Source organism: Nocardia violaceofusca NBRC 14427, from assembly GCF_963869435.1.
In the GTDB taxonomy this organism is placed as follows: domain Bacteria; phylum Actinomycetota; class Actinomycetes; order Mycobacteriales; family Mycobacteriaceae; genus Nocardia; species Nocardia aobensis.
In genome coordinates this window covers 66025-85699 of the sequence record NZ_CAWMPM010000009.1, presented here as the reverse complement: position 1 = coordinate 85699, position 19675 = coordinate 66025, and the positions used below count along the sequence as shown (strand labels likewise).

General features: G+C 67.0%; 16 protein-coding genes and 1 riboswitch. Of the genes, 8 read left to right on the top strand and 8 right to left on the bottom strand.

The window, feature by feature from the left end; translation table 11 throughout:
• Nucleotides 1-12 precede the first annotated feature (12 nt).
• From AC5592_RS08560 to AC5592_RS08550, 3 genes are read left to right on the top strand one after another with little or no spacing between them, the layout of a single operon-like run.
• Nucleotides 13-1947 (top strand): type VII secretion target, encoded by a 1935-nt coding sequence (locus AC5592_RS08560; RefSeq protein WP_198163790.1) that lies wholly within the window; start codon nucleotides 13-15, stop codon nucleotides 1945-1947.
• Nucleotides 1944-4085: a hypothetical protein gene (locus tag AC5592_RS08555; RefSeq protein WP_063063878.1), complete on the top strand. Its 2142-nt coding sequence runs from the start codon at nucleotides 1944-1946 to the stop codon at nucleotides 4083-4085. The genes AC5592_RS08560 and AC5592_RS08555 overlap by 4 nt, the downstream gene beginning before the upstream one ends.
• Entirely contained in the window at nucleotides 4082-5188 is a 1107-nt protein-coding gene (locus AC5592_RS08550; protein WP_063063877.1) for a hypothetical protein, read from the top strand. Before AC5592_RS08555 ends, AC5592_RS08550 begins: the two co-directional genes overlap by 4 nt.
• On the opposite strand, the gene AC5592_RS08545 is transcribed toward AC5592_RS08550, so the two are convergent.
• The 3 genes from AC5592_RS08545 to AC5592_RS08535 form a co-directional block, all read right to left on the bottom strand.
• Nucleotides 5126-6388: an FAD-binding protein gene (locus AC5592_RS08545; RefSeq protein ID WP_063063876.1), complete on the bottom strand. Its 1263-nt coding sequence runs from the start codon at nucleotides 6386-6388 to the stop codon at nucleotides 5126-5128. The genes AC5592_RS08550 and AC5592_RS08545 overlap by 63 nt on opposite strands.
• Before the next feature lie 163 nt (nucleotides 6389-6551).
• Nucleotides 6552-7856: an MFS transporter gene (locus AC5592_RS08540; RefSeq protein ID WP_371507154.1), complete on the bottom strand. Its 1305-nt coding sequence runs from the start codon at nucleotides 7854-7856 to the stop codon at nucleotides 6552-6554.
• Between the two features lie 170 nt (nucleotides 7857-8026).
• On the bottom strand, nucleotides 8027-9244 hold the full coding sequence (locus AC5592_RS08535; protein ID WP_030513542.1) for an NADP-dependent isocitrate dehydrogenase: 1218 nt from the start codon (nucleotides 9242-9244) through the stop codon (nucleotides 8027-8029).
• A 312-nt stretch (nucleotides 9245-9556) separates the two neighbouring features.
• Nucleotides 9557-9668, top strand: a riboswitch (SAM riboswitch).
• 13 nt (nucleotides 9669-9681) lie between these two features.
• Between AC5592_RS08535 and AC5592_RS08530 the strand changes: the two genes are divergently transcribed.
• Together AC5592_RS08530 and metX are read left to right on the top strand one after the other, a co-directional pair.
• On the top strand, nucleotides 9682-9921 hold the full coding sequence (locus AC5592_RS08530) for a hypothetical protein (protein ID WP_063063875.1): 240 nt from the start codon (nucleotides 9682-9684) through the stop codon (nucleotides 9919-9921).
• A gap of 44 nt (nucleotides 9922-9965) precedes the next feature.
• Nucleotides 9966-11084 carry a homoserine O-acetyltransferase MetX gene (gene metX, locus AC5592_RS08525; protein ID WP_371507167.1) on the top strand — a complete coding sequence of 373 codons (1119 nt, stop codon included), beginning with the start codon at nucleotides 9966-9968 and terminating at the stop codon, nucleotides 11082-11084.
• Between the two features lie 29 nt (nucleotides 11085-11113).
• On the opposite strand, the gene AC5592_RS08520 is transcribed toward metX, so the two are convergent.
• On the bottom strand, nucleotides 11114-11359 hold the full coding sequence (locus AC5592_RS08520) for a DUF3017 domain-containing protein (protein ID WP_036498363.1): 246 nt from the start codon (nucleotides 11357-11359) through the stop codon (nucleotides 11114-11116).
• A 129-nt stretch (nucleotides 11360-11488) separates the two neighbouring features.
• Between AC5592_RS08520 and AC5592_RS08515 the strand changes: the two genes are divergently transcribed.
• A complete protein-coding gene (locus AC5592_RS08515; RefSeq protein WP_036498362.1) occupies nucleotides 11489-11953 on the top strand; it encodes a tRNA (cytidine(34)-2'-O)-methyltransferase in 465 nt (154 codons plus the stop codon).
• 15 nt (nucleotides 11954-11968) lie between these two features.
• On the opposite strand, the gene AC5592_RS08510 is transcribed toward AC5592_RS08515, so the two are convergent.
• Both AC5592_RS08510 and AC5592_RS08505 read right to left on the bottom strand, forming a co-directional pair.
• Nucleotides 11969-12199, bottom strand: coding sequence for a DUF167 domain-containing protein (locus tag AC5592_RS08510; RefSeq protein WP_036498332.1), 231 nt, complete (start codon nucleotides 12197-12199; stop codon nucleotides 11969-11971).
• A gap of 66 nt (nucleotides 12200-12265) precedes the next feature.
• Nucleotides 12266-15607, bottom strand: coding sequence for an error-prone DNA polymerase (locus tag AC5592_RS08505; RefSeq protein WP_063063874.1), 3342 nt, complete (start codon nucleotides 15605-15607; stop codon nucleotides 12266-12268).
• A gap of 382 nt (nucleotides 15608-15989) precedes the next feature.
• On the opposite strand from AC5592_RS08505, the gene AC5592_RS08500 reads away from it, so the two are divergent.
• On the top strand, nucleotides 15990-17339 hold the full coding sequence (locus AC5592_RS08500; RefSeq protein ID WP_063063873.1) for an MFS transporter: 1350 nt from the start codon (nucleotides 15990-15992) through the stop codon (nucleotides 17337-17339).
• 6 nt (nucleotides 17340-17345) lie between these two features.
• Here the strand turns inward: AC5592_RS08500 and AC5592_RS08495 are convergent, their stop codons facing one another.
• Complete coding sequence (locus tag AC5592_RS08495; RefSeq protein ID WP_157121677.1) at nucleotides 17346-17522, bottom strand: hypothetical protein; 177 nt, start codon at nucleotides 17520-17522, stop codon at nucleotides 17346-17348.
• A 204-nt stretch (nucleotides 17523-17726) separates the two neighbouring features.
• Here AC5592_RS08495 and AC5592_RS08490 point away from each other — a divergent pair, with 204 nt between their 5' ends.
• The gene (locus tag AC5592_RS08490; protein WP_036498316.1) at nucleotides 17727-18707 is read left to right on the top strand and encodes an SDR family NAD(P)-dependent oxidoreductase; all 981 of its coding nucleotides are present in this window, start codon (nucleotides 17727-17729) and stop codon (nucleotides 18705-18707) included.
• A gap of 28 nt (nucleotides 18708-18735) precedes the next feature.
• Here the strand turns inward: AC5592_RS08490 and AC5592_RS08485 are convergent, their stop codons facing one another.
• Nucleotides 18736-19653, bottom strand: a complete 918-nt coding sequence (locus tag AC5592_RS08485; protein ID WP_063063966.1) for a ferredoxin family protein — start codon at nucleotides 19651-19653, stop codon at nucleotides 18736-18738.
• Nucleotides 19654-19675: the final 22 nt, after the last annotated feature.

Sequence of the window (19675 nt, the reverse complement as noted above, 5' to 3'; positions counted from 1 at the left end):
GATTGGCCAGTTATGGCAAATTATCTGGATCTTGATCCTGATCAGCTGCGCGTATACGCCGAGCAACTCGAGAGATACGCAGCTGCCATGCGGAAATGGGGCGAGATTCCGGAGGGCTGGCTGAAGGAGTTTCCGGACGGCTACGGCACTATCGCAGATCCGATGCACGGGGCGCTGAAGGATTACTACCGGAAACGCCATGATAAAGCCGAAGCCCAGGCGGCGTCGGCCGAACGGACCGCACACGATCTGCGAGCCGCGGCCGGACGGATGGAAAACACCGAACTCTCCGGGGGACAGCAGATTTCCAACGCCGGTCAGCATGGCGGGCCGAGTCCGGTAACTCATGGGCCCAGCGCACTGGACGGTGACACTCCGAAAACTCCGGGCATATCGAATGATTCGCCGCAGCGCATGCCGGACATTCCCGCGCGGCCCGTCGGCGGCCACACCGACGGGGTGACCGGTCCGGCGACGGCCACCCCCGGGCAGCCGGGTCACGGCAGCATCCCGGCGTTTGCCGGAGCGAATCCGGTTACGCCCATCGATGCTTCGCATTCGATGCCGAGCCCCGAACATCGCGTCGACGAGTCGGCGCCACCTCTCGCACATGTAATGCCCGGAGGGCACAGCACGCCAGGAGGTGCCGGGGTCTTCACTGCCGGATACGGGACCGGTACGCAGTCCGAAGCACCGACCACCGCTGCCGTGCCGCCCATGGGGCCGACGGGCCCGCTGTCCGCCGTTCCGGCTCCCCAACCGCCGAGACCGCTGCGGCCAGGACCGCTCTCGGTCTCGTCCCAGCCCGTACGCGGCCACCGGCAGGGCCTGCCGCAGCTGGTAGTCGGTGACGGCGAGGAAGATGATCTGACGTTGGCCCGGACACTATTGAGCGCCGTACTCTTCGCCGTCGGCGATTCCGCGCCGGGCGTCGAGTGGGCGACCGGCGTGGTGCGGAACAGAAAAGGCGCTGTCGTCCTGCTGACGTCGACCGAAGGGCGTGGGTGGCTGCCCGCCGGCTTGTTCGTCCCCTCGGAGGTTCTGATTCCATGGCAATGGGATTCGATCCTGGACGCCGAGGGCCGGATAGCCATGACAGCGTTCGAAAACAACTCCGACCCCGCGCGGATCGTCACCGAATTCGCCTACCACGCCGCTCGGGCGAAACGCGGACACCTGCGCGCCCTCGCATCGTCGTCGGGGGTGGACGATTACGTGCGTGTCACCCAGGGCAACGAGGTCGCTATCGCGGACATGGTGGTCGCGACAGAGACCTCCGTCGACCTGTCCAGTCCCGGCGCGGGTCTTTTCGATCGACTCGACGCCGGTGGCTCCGCAACATCTCGACAGCGTGCAGCCGAGGTATCGGACTCCGACATCCGCGCGGTCTGCGCGCAACTGGCTCGCGACGCCGATGCGCTGGCCCGGCAGGCTATGTCCGACGCCACACCGGAGGTTTGGGCGCAGCGAATCCGGAGACAGGAGGTTCTGAATTCGCTCGGGGCCGGAGACCGGGTTCCCGCGAACACTCGGCCACTCTCCCCTCCAGCCGACCAAGACGGTATCGCGTCCTTCTCGGCCGTATTCGCGCCGCCCGCCTCATCGCGTCCCGCGGCCACCTCTGCCGTCATTTCCAGCAGTGTCTCACCGCCATCGGATGTGGATATGGAACGCAGCCGGACATTCGAGCGACGGGCCGACGAATTGATATCGCTGATGCTCACAGGAAAGAATGACCGCCGAATGCTGCGCGACGTGTTGTACGTCCACGATCAGATTGCCGAACATCCGCAACTCCGGAGCGTGATAGAAAAGGTGCCGATGCCGGCCGCGAACACCGCTTCTGTCGATACGGGCTCAGCCGGCCGCAGCGGCTCATCTGCCGCCGAATATCCGAGTTTCCCTGTGGGCCCGGGGCTCCACGGCGAAGAGAGGAGCATCCGATGACCGGTAAGGATCCCGGCACACTGATCAAAGAGATCCAAGATACTCACAACGTCAATTGGGATGACGACACATACACCAAAGACGAATCGCTCAAGATTCTGAAAGAACTCGACGAGCTGTCTCCGGAAGACTTCAAGACAGTCTGGAACGGCCTGGACAAAGACGATAGACAAGATCTCGTAACGTCGATCGGGCTGCGCAATGAGGGCAACTGGGATCCACGAAAAGACAGCGACTACAAAGAGCTCGCCAAGGCGCTGGGCGACGATAACCTCGACGAAGCGATGGCGTACAAAAATGCCCAGAAAACTAAGCAGGACAACGAGAAGACCGACGCTCCGGCTAAATTTGACAAAGATTTCGGCTTTCTCCCCAGCGATGGCAAGAAGCATTTCGAGGAGGTACTCCTTTATGTTCCCAAAGGGCGGAGTCAGTCACTCCTAGAACTGATCCAGGACACTCAGGACACCATGCAGGCCGGATTCGATTCACTCGGCTCGCGCAACCCGAAGGACGCACCGGACTTCAATTCCCTACTGGAGCAACACCAACTCGACAAGCCTGAGGGATGGTCCAATGTCATAGACAGGTACGACACCTTCAAAAAGACCTTCGACTCGCGAGAGGAAACATATAAAGATAAAAGCAAGGACGTCAATTTCACGACCAAGACCACCCAGAAGGACCTTCTCGACTGCGCCTCCAAGCTCCGGGGCGTAAAGGATGAACTCAACGGCTTTCTCCAGCAGGACTACAGCACGTACACCCAGAAAGGGAACACGATAGTCCTACCCGGACCGCATGTGAGCGCCAACACCACCGGCCCCGACGAAACCGTCTACACCCGTAAGACAGAGAACGACAACTTCGTACTCACTCCGGAAGCAGAGCAGAAGTACTACGTCAGCCACATCCAAACCGCCGTCGACAAATGGAACAAGATTTATGACGACACGGCGATGAAGTTTCAGAAGCAAGCGGACCATGTCGACGATCCGGGTCCGAAGGAACCGGAGAAACCGGCGGCGCCCGCCGCACCGGCGGCCCCCGCGGCGCCCGCAGCGCCGGCGACGCCCTACACGCCCGTCTCCGACACTTCCGGCACCACCGATCTAGCCGACCAGACGGACTACAGTGACATTTTCGGCGGTCTCACCGACGGCCAATCCCAGACCGATACGACCGATATCACGGATCCCTGGAATACCGACGGAGCGAGCGGAACAGGCACAGGTACCGGCGACGGTACCGGCACCGATTCGACCAGTGGCACGGCCTCGGGCGATTCCACGGCATGGGACCAGATAGCGAACGCCCTCACCGGTAACACCAGCGGCGCCGGGACCACCGGTCAGAATTCGGCCGGCACGAGCGCCGCGTCCGCGAGCCCGCAAATGGGGGCCATGAATCCCTTGGCTGGGTACATGAATAATCCGATGGGGAACTTCGGGTCGGGCGGATTCATGAACCAGGGGGGTAATCAGAACAACCCCGCATCGCAGTACGGCCAGAACCCCCTGTCCTCCGCTCTCGGAAGACAGGCGAATTCGCTTCTGCCCGAGGCAAATGCGGCGCAGACGGCGACGGGCGCCACCGCGCAGCAGGCCGCCTACACCAATCCGGCATCGGCCGTCTCGGCCACGCCGGCTTCCGGCACGCCCCCGCATATCGGCAATTCCATGGTCGACATGAAACTGCCGGACGGCAGTACGCCGCAGAAGGTTCCGGCAGTCGTGGCCGACGCCGTGAACAGGGCGTTCAACAATCCGAACGGCAGCGATGCGGCCGCCGCGTATGGCAGCGCCTACGCGCAGGCGACCCCGGTGGACCCTTCGAATCTGCATACCGGCGATGTCGTGCAATGGGCCGATCGCAGTGCGGTAATCGTTCGCGAGGGCACCGACAACTACTACATCATCACCGACGGCCAGATGCGGCACGTCGATCTGAAAGACCTTCCGAACTACGACAACGGGGCATTCGGTAAGTTCGGAGGATTCTTCCGACCGGCCGGTGCAGGCGATCCGAGCCAGGAGGGGCAGCTACAGGCGAACGCCGTCGTCCAACCGACCACAGTGGTCTCCGCGTCGTCGACGACCTCCGCACGCCCGCCGAGCACCGACACGCAAGAGACGTGACAGCCGCGACGGCCCGGTCGGCCGGGGACTTCCTGGTCGATGTCGCCGAGCGGATCGGGACCGGTTGCACGCCGGAATCTCTTCGCTCGGTGCTGCTTCTGGCCTGTGGTGGCCGATTGGACACACACACACCGCGCGGGAGTCGCTCCAGCGGGATCACACTGTCCGGGATACCGTTCGAAGCCAGCGTGACCGGCGGGCGGGGACACTCCGCCCGCCTGCTGCGCTACATCACCGAAACCACTACCTGGGAACCGGAGTTCACGGTTCGGCTGGAGGCATACCTCGCCGCCATCGCGCGGCTGGTTTCCTGGCTGCCGGATGGGAACGACGAGGTGGTCGACCTTCTGCACGCATTCGTCACCACTGTTTACCCTGATCCTGCCGCGATCGAGTGGGGTCGACGCCCGGCGATGTGGCTCGGGATGGTGCACCACCCCGCCGAGCCGGATCGCCTTGCCGGCCTGAAGGTGTACTGCAGCGGGGCCGCGAGGGCCGATGCCTTCGAGGCCGTGAGCCGACGGTGGCCCGGGTTCGAGGGATTGTGTCCGATACCCGTGAACGACGATCTGTTTCGCAACGCCGGGCTGGCGATAGAGGTCGACGCGCACGCCCGCCCGACGTACAAGCTCTACCTGCGAGCACGCTCCCGAGACGTAGCGGTGCCGATGAAATTGGTCCGCTATTTCGGCGAGTCCGCGTGGGAAACACTGTCCGAATTCACCCGGTGCGGTGTCGACGCCGCCCACTTGCACGACTTCAGCTACTTCGTCTGCTGCACCCGCCACGGAGATGAAGACCCTTCATACACCGTGTCTTTGGCTACGAAGCGCTCCGACGACATCAACGCGCTCGTACGTGAGCTGGCGGTGCGGCACCACGGCAGCACACGGGCGATCGATGCGATGGGTCACGCCGCGCGGTCCTGTGGCGCGATATGGCGTTCTTCAGCGCTCGCACTCGGCTTTTCACCGGAACATGGCATCGACAAACTGAACGTCTACGGCACACCGACGTGGGAGATCCCTCCGAGACCGAGCTCAGGCCCGCACGGCCGCTCGCACAATCGGAAGATTCGCGTTGACGTGCCCGAGCCGCAGTAAGGCACGGAGTTCGGCGAGCCTATCGAGGTCGTCGCCGTAGAGGCTGGCAATCTTCGCGTCTTCGAGGTCGACGACTCCGTACAGGTACGGGCGGCCGCCCAGCTCGCAACAGCGTCGCTGCAAGTCGCGAAAGGTCTGCCTGACAGCGGCTTCGGCGGCCGGATCGCGGTCGACGGTGGCATACAGTCCCACCCCGACCGAGACGGGTGCGGTGAGGACCGGTGCGAAGGCGAAGGGAACCGCGTCGGTCGGACGGCGCACGACCAGCGCGTAGATCATGGTCGAAGGATCGTCGAAGGGAGCCCGATCCAGCTGCGCCGCAACAGCTTCGAACATCGCGACACAGTGTTCCGCCGGTACCACGTAGTCGGCCCACATCCGTCCCCGATCGGCGGGAGGCGGCGGTGCGGCATGCGGATCGGTTTCCCACATCGGTGACTCGGTGAGGACGGCGCAGTTCTCGCCGGCACACGGTCGGGCCGGGCCGTCGCCACGCCATCCGGTTACCGACCGGATTCGGCCGTGCCGGGACATTCCCCAGTAGGAGTCGACGTCGCCGGCCCGCGCGACTCGGGCGGTATGTTCGGCCAGTGCGCCGAGCGTCGCGTGATCGTCCCGATGCTCGTGTATCCGCGGCTCGTATTCCACCGTCCGGAGTACCGCTCGCTCGATCAGGCCCACGGCGCCCAGTCCGCCGAGCGCGAACCGGAACAACTCGCCGTGTTCGGTTCGGGAACACCAACGGCTGCTTCCGGTTCCGTCGATCAACTGAATGCGCTCCACCTGGTCGACCTGCCAGCCGGATCGGATCGACTCGGACCCGGCGCCGCCGACCGACAGGGTGCCCCCGACAGACATGTGCAGATAATTCGGCAGAACCGGAAACGCCCGGCCGCGCCGGTTCAGATAACGCTCCAGCCCGTGCCAGCTCGCACCCGCGGGGACCTCGAACAATCCCTCGCCGAGGTCCCGGATCTCCCGGGTCGCGCTCTCGGGCGCGTACGTCACGAGCAGCTCGCCGGCGGTGACCGTCTGCCCCGCGCAGGAATGCCCGGAGCCCCGCAGCGTCAACGGCCGGCCGGAGCCGAGCAGGGCGGACGGAAAGGCGGACGGCAACCGATGAATCGCTCGAGGTGTGGCTCGATGCAAGCCACCGAAGTCGGTGTCGAATTCGGCGGCGGAAACCTCAGCGGCACTCATGATTTCGGCAGCGGTCGTGTCACCGTCCGGTCAGCGGTATGCGGCACGCCGTCATCGTAGCGAGCTGCCGGGACGGCTTCTCACTGCCAGGAGTAGGGCGCGGTCGGATCGTCACGCGCTGCCGTACCGCACCGACACTGAGCTTCCCGCCCGGAGCAGACGATCAGCCGCGGCCGACGGCGGCCTGGTGGTGCGATGACACCCGGCGAGCCGACCACACAGTGACGGTGAACAGGAACACCCCCGCGACGGCGAGGCCCGCTCCCACGACGGCTGGCGCGGTGTATCCCAGTCCCGCCGCGATCACCAGCCCGCCCAGCCACGCGCCCGCCGCGTTGGCGATGTTCAACGCCGCGTGGTTGAGGGCGGCGGCGAGGGTTTGGGCGTCGTCAGCGACGTCCATCAGGCGGGTCTGCAGGCCGGGAGCCAGTGCGGCTCCGGAGGCGCCGACCAGGAAGGCGCCCGCAGCGGCGGTGAACGGGTTGTGGGCTGCCGCAACGAAACCCGCGAGGATGACGACCATCGCGCTGAGTGCGACGAAGATCGAGCGGTCCACGCCGCGGTCGGCGAGGACGCCGCCGCCGATATTGCCCGCGACCATCCCCAGGCCGAACAGGGCCAGCACGATCGGTACGAGGCCCTGTCCCAGGCCGGCGACGTCGGTGAGGGTCGAGGTGATGTAGGTGTAGACCGCGAACATGCCGCCGAATCCGACCGCGCCGACCAGCAGCGTCAGCAGCACCTGCGGACGGCGTAGCGCGGTGAGTTCGGTGCGGGGATCGGTCACCCGGACCCCGTGCAGATCGGGTACGAAGCGGCTGATCGCGAACACCGTGGCGAGCCCGATGACGGCCACGACCACATAGGCGTCGCGCCAGCCGAGGCCCTGCCCCAGCCAGGTGGCGGCGGGGACGCCCACCACATTGGCGGCGCTCAGGCCCAGCATCACCGCGGCGACGGCCTTGGCCCGCTGCCCCACCGGAGCCAGCGAGGCGGCCGCGAGCGAGGCCACGCCGAAATAGGCGCCGTGCGGCAGGCCCGCGACGAACCGGGCCGCGACCAGAGCGGGAAAGGCCGGGGCCAGCACCGAGGCGATATTTCCGATGGTGAACGCGACCATCAAGGCGATCAGCAGGCGCTTGCGCGGCATCCGGGCGCACAGCGCCGCGATCACGGGCGCGCCGACCACCACGCCCAGCGCGTACGCCGAGACGGCATGTCCGCCGGTGGGCTCCGAAACATGCAGGTCCGCGGCGATGTCGGGCAGCAGTCCCATGGTGACGAATTCGGTGGTGCCGATCCCGAAACCGCCGAGCGCCAGCGCGAGCATCGCCGGAATGTGCCAATCGGTGCGAGTCCGCGGCGCCGCGCCGGAGCCGAGCGCCGCACGGGACGACGCGGCACTCGCGGGTGACTCCGATGGGAAGTCGACGGGTGGTGCGGTGCGCACGGGAGCTGAGTCGGCCATGGGTGTGGCCAACACGCGCGGTCGCCGCGGCGATACCGGCGGCCGGGGTGATTCGACTCACGCGATGGGGTGCGGAAAGCAATTCGGGCACCCGCGGCCACCGGGATCGGTGGGGGCGGGTGCCCGGATATGTCTACCGGCCGCGCCGGATTCCGGCCGGTCGTGAGCGTTCAGCTCAGTTCGCGCGCCAGGTTCGCATCCAGCACGCCGAGGAACTCCTCGGTGGTCAGATAGCCCTGGTTGCCGCCGACCAGCAGCGCCAGGTCCTTGGTCATCTGGCCGCTCTCGACGGTCTTGATGACGACGTCCTCGAGGGTCTGCGCGAAGCCGATGACCTCGGGGGTGTTGTCCAGCTTGCCGCGGTGCGCCAGACCCCGCGTCCACGCGAAGATCGAGGCGATCGGGTTCGTGGAGGTGGGCTTGCCCTGCTGGTGCTGCCGGAAGTGGCGGGTCACCGTGCCGTGCGCGGCCTCGGCCTCACAGGTGCGGCCGTCCGGGGTGAGCAGCACGGAGGTCATCAGGCCCAGCGAGCCGAAGCCCTGCGCCACGGTGTCGGACTGCACGTCGCCGTCGTAGTTCTTGCAGGCCCAGACGTAGCCGCCTTCCCACTTCAGCGCGGAGGCGACCATATCGTCGATCAGCCGGTGTTCGTAGGTCAGTCCGGCGGCCGCGAACTCGTCCTTGAACTCGGTCTCGAAGATCTCCTGGAAGGTGTCCTTGAACATGCCGTCGTAGGCCTTCAGGATGGTGTTCTTCGTCGACATGTAGACGGGGTAGTTCTGCTGCAGGCCGTAGTTCAGCGACGCCCGCGCGAAGTCCTCGATCGACTTCTTGAAGTTGTACATACCCATGACGACGCCGCCGTCCTCGGGCATCTTCACCACTTCGTGGACGATCGGCTCGGAGCCGTCCTCCGGGGTGAACTGAATCGTGACGGTGCCGGCCTGATGCACCTTGAAATCGGTGGCGCGGTACTGGTCACCAAAGGCGTGACGGCCGATGATGATCGGCTTGGTCCAGCCGGGAACCAGACGCGGGACATTGGAAATGATGATCGGCGCGCGGAAAATGGTGCCGCCGAGAATGTTACGAATCGTGCCGTTCGGCGAACGCCACATCTTCTTGAGGCCGAATTCTTCGACACGTGCCTCGTCGGGGGTGATGGTGGCGCATTTGACGCCCACGCCGTGCTTCTTGATGGCGTTGGCCGCGTCGACGGTGACCTGGTCATCGGTCTTGTCGCGGGTTTCGATGCCGAGGTCGTAGTACTCGAGGTTCACATCGAGGTACGGATGGATCAGCTTGTCCTTGATGAACTGCCAGATGATCCGGGTCATCTCGTCGCCGTCGAGTTCGACGACGGTCCCTTCAACCTTGATCTTGGACATGGATCTTCGTGTCCTCCTAAGGAAGGTGTGCTCCCATTGCACGGCCAGGCGAGCACGCTTGTGAGCGGACCCCAGCTGTTCAACAGACAACGTATACGCCCCGCGTTGTCCACGAGACGCCTGGTGCTAAACAAGACAAGCGTACTGGTGCGCTGGGTCTCACTGACAGGGGCGGTCCCATTGAGAGCTACCCGCGTCACACCGGCCCGATGGCGATCGACAGGGAAACGGACATACGCCGCGAACGTCCGCCTCGAATCGGCCGAGCCCAACCCTCGCCCCGGTCGTGCCCGATTGTTACCATCCACGGCAGGTCATGAGCGCCAGCGCCAAGCCCCGGCTCGCTGGCCGGCAACCCTCCAGTTGCGGTGGGGTGCTCCGGGTGATTGACCGGGCTCTCGAAAGCCGAGAGCAAGCGCGACTGTCAGGAGCAACAAGTGAGCGAGTCCACCGTGCCCATCGCCGGCAAGTCCGTGGAGGCGGCGGAGCGGCGCAGCCGTATCGCTACCATCGGGGATGTGTGTGCCCCAGCCCTCCGTACCGCCTCGACCACGCGCGCGCTCTCGCCGTGCGCCGACCCGGCGGCCGCCGGCGCCGCGTTCCGGCAGGTCCGCGGGCCGATGCGGGTGACAGGGATCGATCGCGTGGCACGGCTCGACGTGGTGACGGCACGGTGACCGTGAGTATCGAATCGAGCACGTCACGCCCGGGCGCAACGACACTGCTACCGCCGCCGGACGGCACGGTGGGCATCATCGGCGTCGGCGATGTCCGCCTCGAGAACGGCGCGGTCGTCCCCGGTGTCGAACTGGCCGTGCAGCGCTGGGGTGAACTGGCCCCCGGCCTGGACAACGTGGTGCTGGTCGAACACGCGCTGACCGGTGATTCGCACGTCTGCGGGCAACCCGACGAACTGCACGCCCTGCCGGGCTGGTGGGACGGACTGGTCGGGCCCGGCGCGGCACTGGACACCGACCGCTGGTGCGTGATCGCGACCAACGTTCTGGGTGGTTGCCAGGGCAGCACCGGCCCCTCGTCCCTCGCGCCGGACGGAAAGCCCTGGGGCGCACGCTTTCCGGAGATTTCGATCCGCGACCAGGTGAGCGCCGAAGTGGCGCTGCTGGACCTGCTCGGGCTGACCCGCATCGCCGCGGTGGTCGGCGGTTCGATGGGCGGCATGCGGGTGCTGGAATGGATGGTCGGATACCCCGATCGCGTCGACGCGGCCCTGGTGCTGGCGGTCGGCGCCCGCGCCACCGCGGATCAGATCGGCACCCAGACCACCCAGATCGCCGCGATCACCTCGGATCCGGACTGGCAGGACGGCGATTACCACGGCACCGGCCGCCGGCCGCTGGCCGGTCTGCGCATCGCGCGCCGGATCGCGCATCTGACCTACCGCACCGAATTCGAACTCGACCACCGGTTCGCCAATACCGCGCAGGGCGACGAAAACCCTTGGGACGGTGGACGTTATGCGGTGCAGAGCTATCTGGAGCATCAGGCCGACAAGTTGGTCGCACGGTTCGACGCGGCCACCTACGTGCTGCTGACCGAGGCCATGAACCGGCACGACGTCGGCCGCGGACGCGGCGGCATCGAGGCCGCGCTGGCCGCCACCCCGGTGCCGTGCGTGGTCGGCGGCGTGGATTCGGACCGGTTGTACCCGTTGCGGACCCAGCAGGAACTGGCCGATCTGCTGCCCGGCTGCAAAGGTCTGGAAGTCGTGCATTCACGCGACGGCCACGACGGTTTCCTCACCGAGATCGAGGCCATCGGCAAATTGCTGGAGCAGACGATGGAATTGGCGCGCGCCGCACAGGACGCCCGCGAATCCTGAGTCCGTCCTGCGAGTTCAGCCGACCGAGTTCAGCCGACGCCGAGGCTGCTGATGGTGGCCGCCAGCACGATGATCGCGCCGCCCAGCACGGTATAGGCGCCGATGTCGAACGGACGGCTGCGCACCGCCAGCAGCCCGACTCGCGCCGACGGCAGGCACAACCGGAACACGGCCGCGAGCAGCGTCGCACCGCCGATGAAGAACGCACCGCGCCGCCACCGGTCCTGCGCCAGGAAAACCACCGCGACCAGCAGCACCACGACGACCAGCAGCATCGGCAGATGAACCTGGAAGAAGCGGCTCGCCGGGCTGGAATGCTGCGGGTGGGTGGTCGGCACGTCGGTCACGGCTGCGATTCTCGCATGTCCGGTCGTGCCGCCACCGGGAGCGGGTACCGTCTCGGTGTGCTCAAGCTGGTGTTCTTCGAACCGCGTATCCCACCGAACACGGGCAATGCGATCCGTCTGGCGGCCGGCACGGGGTGCGAACTGCATCTGATCGAGCCGCTCGGATTCGATCTGTCGGAGCCGAAGCTGCGCCGCGCCGGATTGGACTACCACGATCTCGCGGTGGTCACCGTGCACGAAAACCTTTCCGCCGCATGGAAATCCCTGCGGCCCGAGCGCGTCTTCGCCTTCACCACCCATGCCACCACGCACAACACCGATATCGCCTACCGTGCCGGTGACGTCCTGCTGTTCGGTCCGGAACCGACCGGCCTCCCGGACGACGTCCTGGCCGACCCGCACATCACCGACCAGCTACGCATCCCCATGCTGCCGGGCCGCCGGTCGATGAACCTGTCCAATGCCGCTGCGGTCGCGGTGTACGAGGCATGGCGGCAGCTGGGGTTCCCGGGAGCCGTATAGGTACCGTCGGGCGCCTCAGAGGTCGATCGCGAAGCGTTTGAAGCGGGAGGTGGCGCCCGCGGTGAGGTGGACGGCCGACTTGGGCACACCGTAGTGCTCGGCGAGAAGTTCGATCGCGGCCTTGTTGGCCTTGCCCTCCACCGCGGGGGCGCGTACGTACAGCTGCAGGGTGCCGTCGTCGAGGGTTTCGACGAGTGGGCCCTTGCGGCTGTTGGGTTTGATGGTCGCGCGGACCACGGTCGGCACGTGCGGCTCCTCGATCTTCGGGCGGTGCGGATATTCGGCCGGTGCGACGAGCGTAGCCGCGATGGTTCAGCGGAAATCGCGCGACTTCGAGGCCATCCGCAGGTCCATGCGCTGCAGATGTTCGGCCACCACGCTCACCACGCCCTCGGCGTTCTGCACCCGGCCCCGGATCAGCAGCGCGGGGGCGCCTTGGGCGATGCGGCGGTAGCGGCGCCACAGGCCCACCGAGCACACCACGTTCACCATGCCGGTCTCGTCCTCCAGGTTGATGAAGGTGACTCCGGACGCGGTGGCCGGTCGCTGCCGGTGCGTCACCGCGCCGCCGATCAGTACCTTGGACCCGTCGGGCACGGCGAGCAGCCGGTTCGCGGCGACCACGCCGAGTTCGTCCAGGCGCGGGCGCAGGAATTCGGTGGGATAGCGGCCGGGCGACACACCGGTCGCCCACACGTCGGCGGCCGCCATTTCCAGTTCGCTCATGCCGGGCAGCGCCGGCGCGTCGGTGACCGCCCCGGTCCCCGGCAGCCGATCCGCCCGCTCCCCCGCCGCCGCACCGGCCGCCCACAGCGCCTGCCGCCGATCGAGCCCGCGGCCGGACGCGGATTCGATACTGCCGAGCGCACCCGCGGTGGCCAGGGCCTCGGCCTGCGGCACGGACAACTCGACCCGGCCGGTCAGGTCCAGGAACGATCGATAGGGACCGGAGGACCGTGCCGCCACGATCTTCTCGGCCACGTCGTCCCCGATGTGCCGGACCGCGGACAAGCCCAGCCGCACCTGGGTTCCGTTCTGCTCGAGCGTCGCTCCGGCCAGGCTGTGATTGATATCCGGCCCGTGCACCACCACCCCGTGCCGGCGGGCGTCGGCCACCAGCGACTGCGGAGAGTAGAAACCCATCGGCTGCGCGTTCAGCAGCCCCGCGCAGAACGCGGCGGGATGATGCAGTTTGAACCAGGCCGAATAGAACACCAGCGCGGCGAAACTCTGCGAATGACTTTCCGGGAAACCGAAATTCGCGAAGGCGTAGATCTTCTCGTAGATGCGATCGGCCAGCTCTCCGGTGATTCCGTGCAGATCGCGCATGCCCTGATAAAAGCGGCCGCGCAGCCGCTCCATGCGCTGCGGTGACCGTTTCGATCCCATCGCGCGGCGCAACTGATCCGCCTCGGCGGGAGTGAACCCCGCGATATCGATCGCCATCTGCATGAGCTGTTCCTGGAACAGCGGAATTCCGAGGGTGCGAGCCAGCGAACTCTCGAGCGCCGGATGGTCGAGCGTGACCTCCTCCCGGCCGTTGCGCCGGCGGATATAGGGATGCACGGAACCGCCCTGAATGGGACCGGGCCGGATCAGCGCGACCTCCACGACGAGATCGTAGAAAGCACGCGGGCGCAGCCGCGGCAGCGTCGCCATCTGGGCGCGCGACTCGACCTGGAACACTCCCACCGAATCCGCGCGCGCGAGCATCTCGTAGACGGCGGATTCGGTGAGATCGAGGGCGTGCAATTCGACGACCTCACCTTTGTGCTCGCGCACCAGATCGATCATGTAATGCAGGGCCGAGAGCATGCCCAGGCCGAGCAGATCGAATTTCACCAGACCCGCTGCGGCACAATCATCCTTGTCCCACTGCAGCACGCTGCGGCCGGGCATACGCGCCCACTCCACCGGGCAGACGTCGGCGATCGGCCGATCACAGATCACCATGCCGCCGGAATGAATTCCGAGATGCCGCGGCAGGCCCTCGATCTCGCCCGCCAGTTCCAGGACCCGATCCGGAATATCGGTATGCGTCTCGGACGCCACCCCGGTCCACCGGCTCACCTGTTTGCTGAACGCGTCCTGCTGCCCGGGCGAAAACCCCAGCGCGCGAGCGGCATCGCGTACCGCGGACTTACCGCGATAGGTGATCACATTGGCCACCTGCGCGGCGTATTCGCGACCGTACTTGCGGTAGACGTGCTGGATCGCCTCCTCCCGGCGATCGGATTCGATATCCAGATCGATATCGGGCGGACCGTCGCGTTCGGGCGCCAGAAAGCGTTCGAACAGAAGATCGTTGGCGACCGGATCCACATTGGTGATGCCGATCGCGTAGCAGACCGCGGAATTGGCCGCCGACCCCCGGCCCTGGCACAGGATGTCGTTGCGCTTGCAGAAGTGGACGATGTCGTGCACGACCAGGAAATAGCCGGGAAAATTGAGTTCGGTGATGATCCGTAGTTCGTGTTCGATCTGCCGGTACGCCTTGGGATTTCCCTCCGGCGGGCCGTATCGCTCGCGCGCCCCGGCGAGGGTGAGTTCTCGCAACCAGGAATTCTCGTCGTGGTCGGGCGGCACGTCGAACGGCGGCAATTCGGGGGCGATCAAACGCAGATCGAAGGCGCATTCGCGGGCCAGATCGACCGCCCCGGCCACCGCCTGCGGGCATTCGGCGAAGAGCCGGGCCATTTCCGCGCCCGACCGCAGATGCCCGCCGCCGGTCGGCGGCAGCCAGCCGTCGATCTCGTCCAGACTGCGCCGGGCCCGGATCGCCGCCAGCGCCATCGCCCGGCGCCCCTGGGCGGGGGTGGCGAAATGCGCTGCGGTCGTGGCGATCACCGGCACATCCAGCCGTGTGGCGAGGGCGATCAGCCGCGCATTGCGTTCGTCGTCGTCGGGCACTCCGTGGTGGGTGAGTTCGACGCTCACCCGGTCGCGTCCGAACAGATCCATCAACCGGCGCAGCTCCGCCTCCGCCTCGGCATCACCACGTTCCAGCGCCCGGCGCACGTGACCTTTGCGGCAGCCGGTGAGGATATGCCAGTGCCCGTCCGCGGCGGCGGCGAGCCGATCCAGGTCGTACCGCAGAATTCCCTTCTCGCCGGCCACCATATGTGCCGCCGACATCTCCCGCGACAGCCGCCGATATCCCTCCTGCCCGCGCGCCAGCACCAGCAGATGCGGTCCGGACGGATCCGGCTCCCCCGTGCGCGGCTGGGAATCGTCCATCGGCGCCGAACCGAATATCGTCGCCGCGTCGCGGGTTTCCCCCAGCGACAATTCGGCGCCGAACACCGTCGGCAGCCCCCATTCGGCGGCGGCCTCCGCGAAACGCACCACACCGTAGAAGCCGTTGTGATCGGTGAGTGCCAGGGCCTCGAGCCCCAGCCGCACCGCCTCCTCCACCATTTCCTCGGGTTGGCAGGCGCCGTCGAGAAAGCTGTAGGCCGAATGCGTGTGCAATTCCGCATACGGCACCAGCGGACCGCTCGCCTCCGGCCGCGTACCCGCCCGATATTCGCCGCGGGTATGCGACCACGCCGGGCTGTCCCCGCCGTCGCCCGGTGGGGTGGCCCCGCGCCCGGGCAGACCGGAGAGCACCCGCTCCATTTCCGCCCAGGTGGGCGGGCCGTTTCCCCAGCCCATACCGCTCACACCCTCGCCGATTCGAACGTATATTCGATACCGATGCTAGCTCGCGAGCACCGGGTTCGGGAAGGCAACCCCGCCGCGGTCAGCAACACGCCGCCGATCACCGGCCCCGCCGCCATCGCCGCCCCGCCGGCGGCCGTCCACAGGCCGACCGCCGCGCGTGTCCGGGGTCGGCGTAGGCGCGCCGGACCATCGCCAGGGAGGCCGGGAGCTGGATCGCGGCCCCCAGGCCCTGCGCGAAACTCTCTCGGCCGCGGGCCGGAACGGACCGCCGCGATATACGTCGCTGGAATCCGACTGATTCGAATCCTTTTCGCGGATATCGACTCGCCCTAATGTCACTGCGCGAATCGACGGCGGGAAGGAAAGGGACCCCATGTCTGTACTGGAGTCCGCGCCGGCGAGTACGCGCGCCGGGGGGCAGCACGAGCAGCGGCCGGAACATCTCGGCGCCGCCGAAACTCGAACAGCGGTGGCGGCGAGCCTGATCGGCACCACGGTCGAGTGGTACGACTTCTTCCTCTATTCCACCGCCGCGGGCATCGTCTTCAACAAACTGTTCTTCCCGGATACGAGCGCGTTCGTCGGAACCATGCTGTCGTTCGCGACATTCGCGGTCGGTTTCGTGATGCGTCCGGTCGGCGGATTGGTTTTCGGCCATATCGGTGACCGCATCGGGCGCAAACGCACCCTCGCACTGACCATGGCGATCATGGGCGGGTCGACCGCGCTGATGGGTGTCCTGCCGACCAGTGCCGCGATCGGTATCGCGGCGCCGATCCTGTTGCTGGGGTTGCGCATTCTGCAGGGTTTCGCACTCGGCGGGGAATGGGCCGGTGCGGTCCTGCTGGCCGTGGAACACAGTCCCCGCAAGAAGGTCGGCCGGTTCGGCAGCTATCCGCAGATCGGTCTGGCGCTCGGCCTCGCACTCGGCACCGGCGTCTTCGCCCTGCTGCGTACGGTCCTGAGCGAGCAGGCATTTCTCGACTACGGCTGGCGAATCGCCTTCGGCGCCAGCGTGGTTCTGGTGGTCATCGGCCTGGTGGTGCGGCTCAAGATCGACGAGACGCCCGCGTTCCGGGAAATCGACCGGCTCAATCGGATCTCGAAAGTGCCTGTGGTCGAACTGTTCCGGAATGCGCGCACCCGGCGCAACACCGTCCTCGGCCTGCTCTCGCGGTGGGGCGAGGGCGCGGCGTTCAACACCTGGGGCGTCTTCGCGATCAGTTTCGCGACCGGGCATCTCGGATTCGAACAGGTTCCGGTACTGCTCGCGGTGACTATTGCCGCGGTCGTGATGGCCGCCCTCATTCCGGTATCCGGAAATCTGACCGACAGGTTCGGGCCGCGCCGGGTCTATATCGCCGGTATCGCCGCGTACGGCGTGCTGGTGTATCCGGTGTTCGCGCTGTTCGAGGTCGGCAATATCGTCGTGTTCACCCTCGCGATCATCGCGGTGTTCGGTGTCGCCCATGCCCTGTTCTACGGTGCGCAGGGCACGTTGTACGCCGGACTGTACCCGGCCGAGGTGCGCTACACCGGACTCTCGTTCGTCTACCAGGTCTCGGGGATCTACGCCTCGGGCATCACCCCGATGATCGTCACGGCGCTGATCGCGGTGGGCGGCAGAACACCCTGGCTCGCCTGCGGTTATCTGGTGGCGACGGCGGTGATCAGCGTGGTCGCGACGCTGTTCATCAGCGAGGACGACCGGCTCACCGCCTGAGCCCGCTCAACCGCCGGCGTACAGGGCGCGACGCCGCCGACGCGCACGCCGGACCGCCTGCTCCGCGGCGGCGGCGGCTTCTCGTTCGGATGCCCCCGCCGCGATCGCCTTCGCCCGGGCATCGGCCCCGGCCTTCTCGTCCCTGGCCGCCGAACGCCGGCGCAACGCTGTCCACAGACCCACCGTCGTCTCCTCCCGCACAGATATCCGAACACCCAGCATGACCGCGGGAGTACCCGGCCGGCATCGCCCTGCGGGATGACCGGCGGAGGGTGGATGTAGTCCTCGTGGCCTACCCGGCTCCCCCCGGCGATGTGCGCCGGCCCCTTGGCAGCCGAACTTACTTTGGAGTAAGTTCGGGGGAAATCGACCTGCAAGGGAGCAGCGATGTCGGATAACCACGCGGCCGAACAGGGCTATCTGTCCCGTCGGCGGGCACGCCGGGATCTCACCGGGAAACACGTCGTCATCACGGGCGCCTCCTCCGGAATCGGGCGGGCGGCGGCGACGGCCGTCGCCGCCAAGGGCGCCGTGGTACTGCTGCTCGCGCGCCGCGACGAGGAACTGAACGCCGTGGTCGAGGAGATCACCGCCGCGGGCGGGCGGGCCTACGCCTATCAATGCGACGTCACCGATTCCGATTCGGTGGACCGGACCGTGAAGTCGATTCTCGACACGCACGGCCACGTCGACATGCTGGTCAACAATGCCGGCCGCTCCATCCGGCGCGCCGTGCACCGATCCACCGACCGGCTGCACGATTTCGAACGGACCATGGCGGTCAACTACTTCGGCGCGGTGCGAATGACGCTGGCACTGCTGCCCCAGATGCGGGAGCGCAAATCCGGACACATCGTCAACATCTCGAGCGCGGGGGTCCAGGTCGCCACCCCGCGGTTCGCCGCCTATCTGGCCAGCAAGGCCGCGCTGGACAAGTTCGCCGAGGTCACCGCGGCCGAAATGCTCTCCGACAACATCACTTTCACGACCATCCACATGCCGCTGGTGCGGACGCCGATGATCGCGCCCAGCGGTAAACAGGGACCGTCGGAATCTCCCGAATGGGCGGCGGCCACCATCGTGCGCGCGCTGAGCGAGCGTCCGCGGCGCATCGACGTGCCCGTGGGCACCCTGGCCGAATACGGGACGCTGTTCGCGCCGGGGATCAAGGATCGCGTCATGCACCGGTACTACCGGGCGCTGCCGGACTCCCCCGCCGCCAAGGGTGAGCTGCCGGTCGAGGACGAACCGGAGTCGGAAGTGCCCGCGCTGCAGGCGAAACCGCAACGCAAGTCGTCGACGGCGGGACGGGTCACGCGCTCGACGTTGCGCCGCGCCGCTCGATTGGTGCCCGGCACCTACTGGTGAACGCGGCAGCGGACCGCAGGCACGGCACTCACCATCGAGTGGTCTCGCGGATTTCGTCCGCGACGATCGCCGACGCCGGTTTCGGGGCCGCGCCGCAGCTCGCCTGCCGGGGCGGATAGCCGACGGTCCGCGTGCTGACCAGCCACCGGCGGCCGTCGGCGTGGGTCACCTCCGCGGCGCCGGCGAAGGTCGCCGGATCCGAGATCGGGGTGTCCGGCTCGACAGCCGTCACCGTCAGCTGGTCGAGGGCCGCCGGCACCCGTTCGCGCACCGCGATCTCCGCCACCTGCTCGACCGGGGAAAGGCCGCTTCGTCCGCGAAAACCATTCAACGACAGATCATTACGCCCGACAGCCGCGACCGCGCGGACCGCATCCTCGCCGTCGACCCGGCCGTAGGTCAGGCCCTCGGGCAGGATCACCATCGCGGGTGCGAACCGATGCCCACCGGTATGCGAGCACTCCCAGACCTGATCCGGATATTCGGCCGCCAGCCGGGCCGCGATCGGACGTCCCAGCCGGGCACAACACTGATCGCGCTTGCCGTGGGCGCACACCAGGGTCAGCGGATCGGTTACGCGCTCACCGATTCCCGGCGCGGGACCGTTGAGTACCTGCAGGTCGATATCGAGAAGCTGTTCCGGATCGGTGACGGTCAGACTTTCGCACCACGAACCCCGCGGCCGGGAGGCGGCGAGCAGAACCGTTCGCACACCGGTGAATTCGCCGCGACCGGGACGCCGGATGAGGGTGGGACGGACTCGCGCGGCCTTGGTCCGTGCGGCCAGTCTGGCGGTGAGCTCGGCGCCGAGAACCGCATCGCCGATCACATCGCGGCCCCAGGCGCCGGGTTGTTCGATGCACAGCCAGCCGCTCACCCGGGTCGCGCTGCCCGGCAGCGGAATATCGGCCGCGGCCGCCGAACACGGCAACCCGTCGAATTCGATCGCGGGCACCTGCGACGTGGGT

What these genes read in the sequence shown, in the direction of transcription:
- AC5592_RS08535 (WP_030513542.1), bottom strand. Translation starts at nt 9,244, where the DNA reads ATGTCCAAGATCAAGGTTGAAGGGACCGTCGTCGAACTCGACGGCGAC.
- AC5592_RS08500 (WP_063063873.1), top strand. Translation starts at nt 15,990, where the DNA reads ATGTCTGTACTGGAGTCCGCGCCGGCGAGTACGCGCGCCGGGGGGCAG.
- AC5592_RS08520 (WP_036498363.1), bottom strand. Translation starts at nt 11,359, where the DNA reads ATGCTGCTGGTCGTCGTGGTGCTGCTGGTCGCGGTGGTTTTCCTGGCG.
- AC5592_RS08490 (WP_036498316.1), top strand. Translation starts at nt 17,727, where the DNA reads ATGTCGGATAACCACGCGGCCGAACAGGGCTATCTGTCCCGTCGGCGG.
- AC5592_RS08540 (WP_371507154.1), bottom strand. Translation starts at nt 7,856, where the DNA reads ATGGCCGACTCAGCTCCCGTGCGCACCGCACCACCCGTCGACTTCCCA.
- AC5592_RS08555 (WP_063063878.1), top strand. Translation starts at nt 1,944, where the DNA reads ATGACCGGTAAGGATCCCGGCACACTGATCAAAGAGATCCAAGATACT.
- AC5592_RS08505 (WP_063063874.1), bottom strand. Translation starts at nt 15,607, where the DNA reads ATGGGCTGGGGAAACGGCCCGCCCACCTGGGCGGAAATGGAGCGGGTG.
- AC5592_RS08545 (WP_063063876.1), bottom strand. Translation starts at nt 6,388, where the DNA reads ATGAGTGCCGCTGAGGTTTCCGCCGCCGAATTCGACACCGACTTCGGT.
- AC5592_RS08560 (WP_198163790.1), top strand. Translation starts at nt 13, where the DNA reads ATGGCAAATTATCTGGATCTTGATCCTGATCAGCTGCGCGTATACGCC.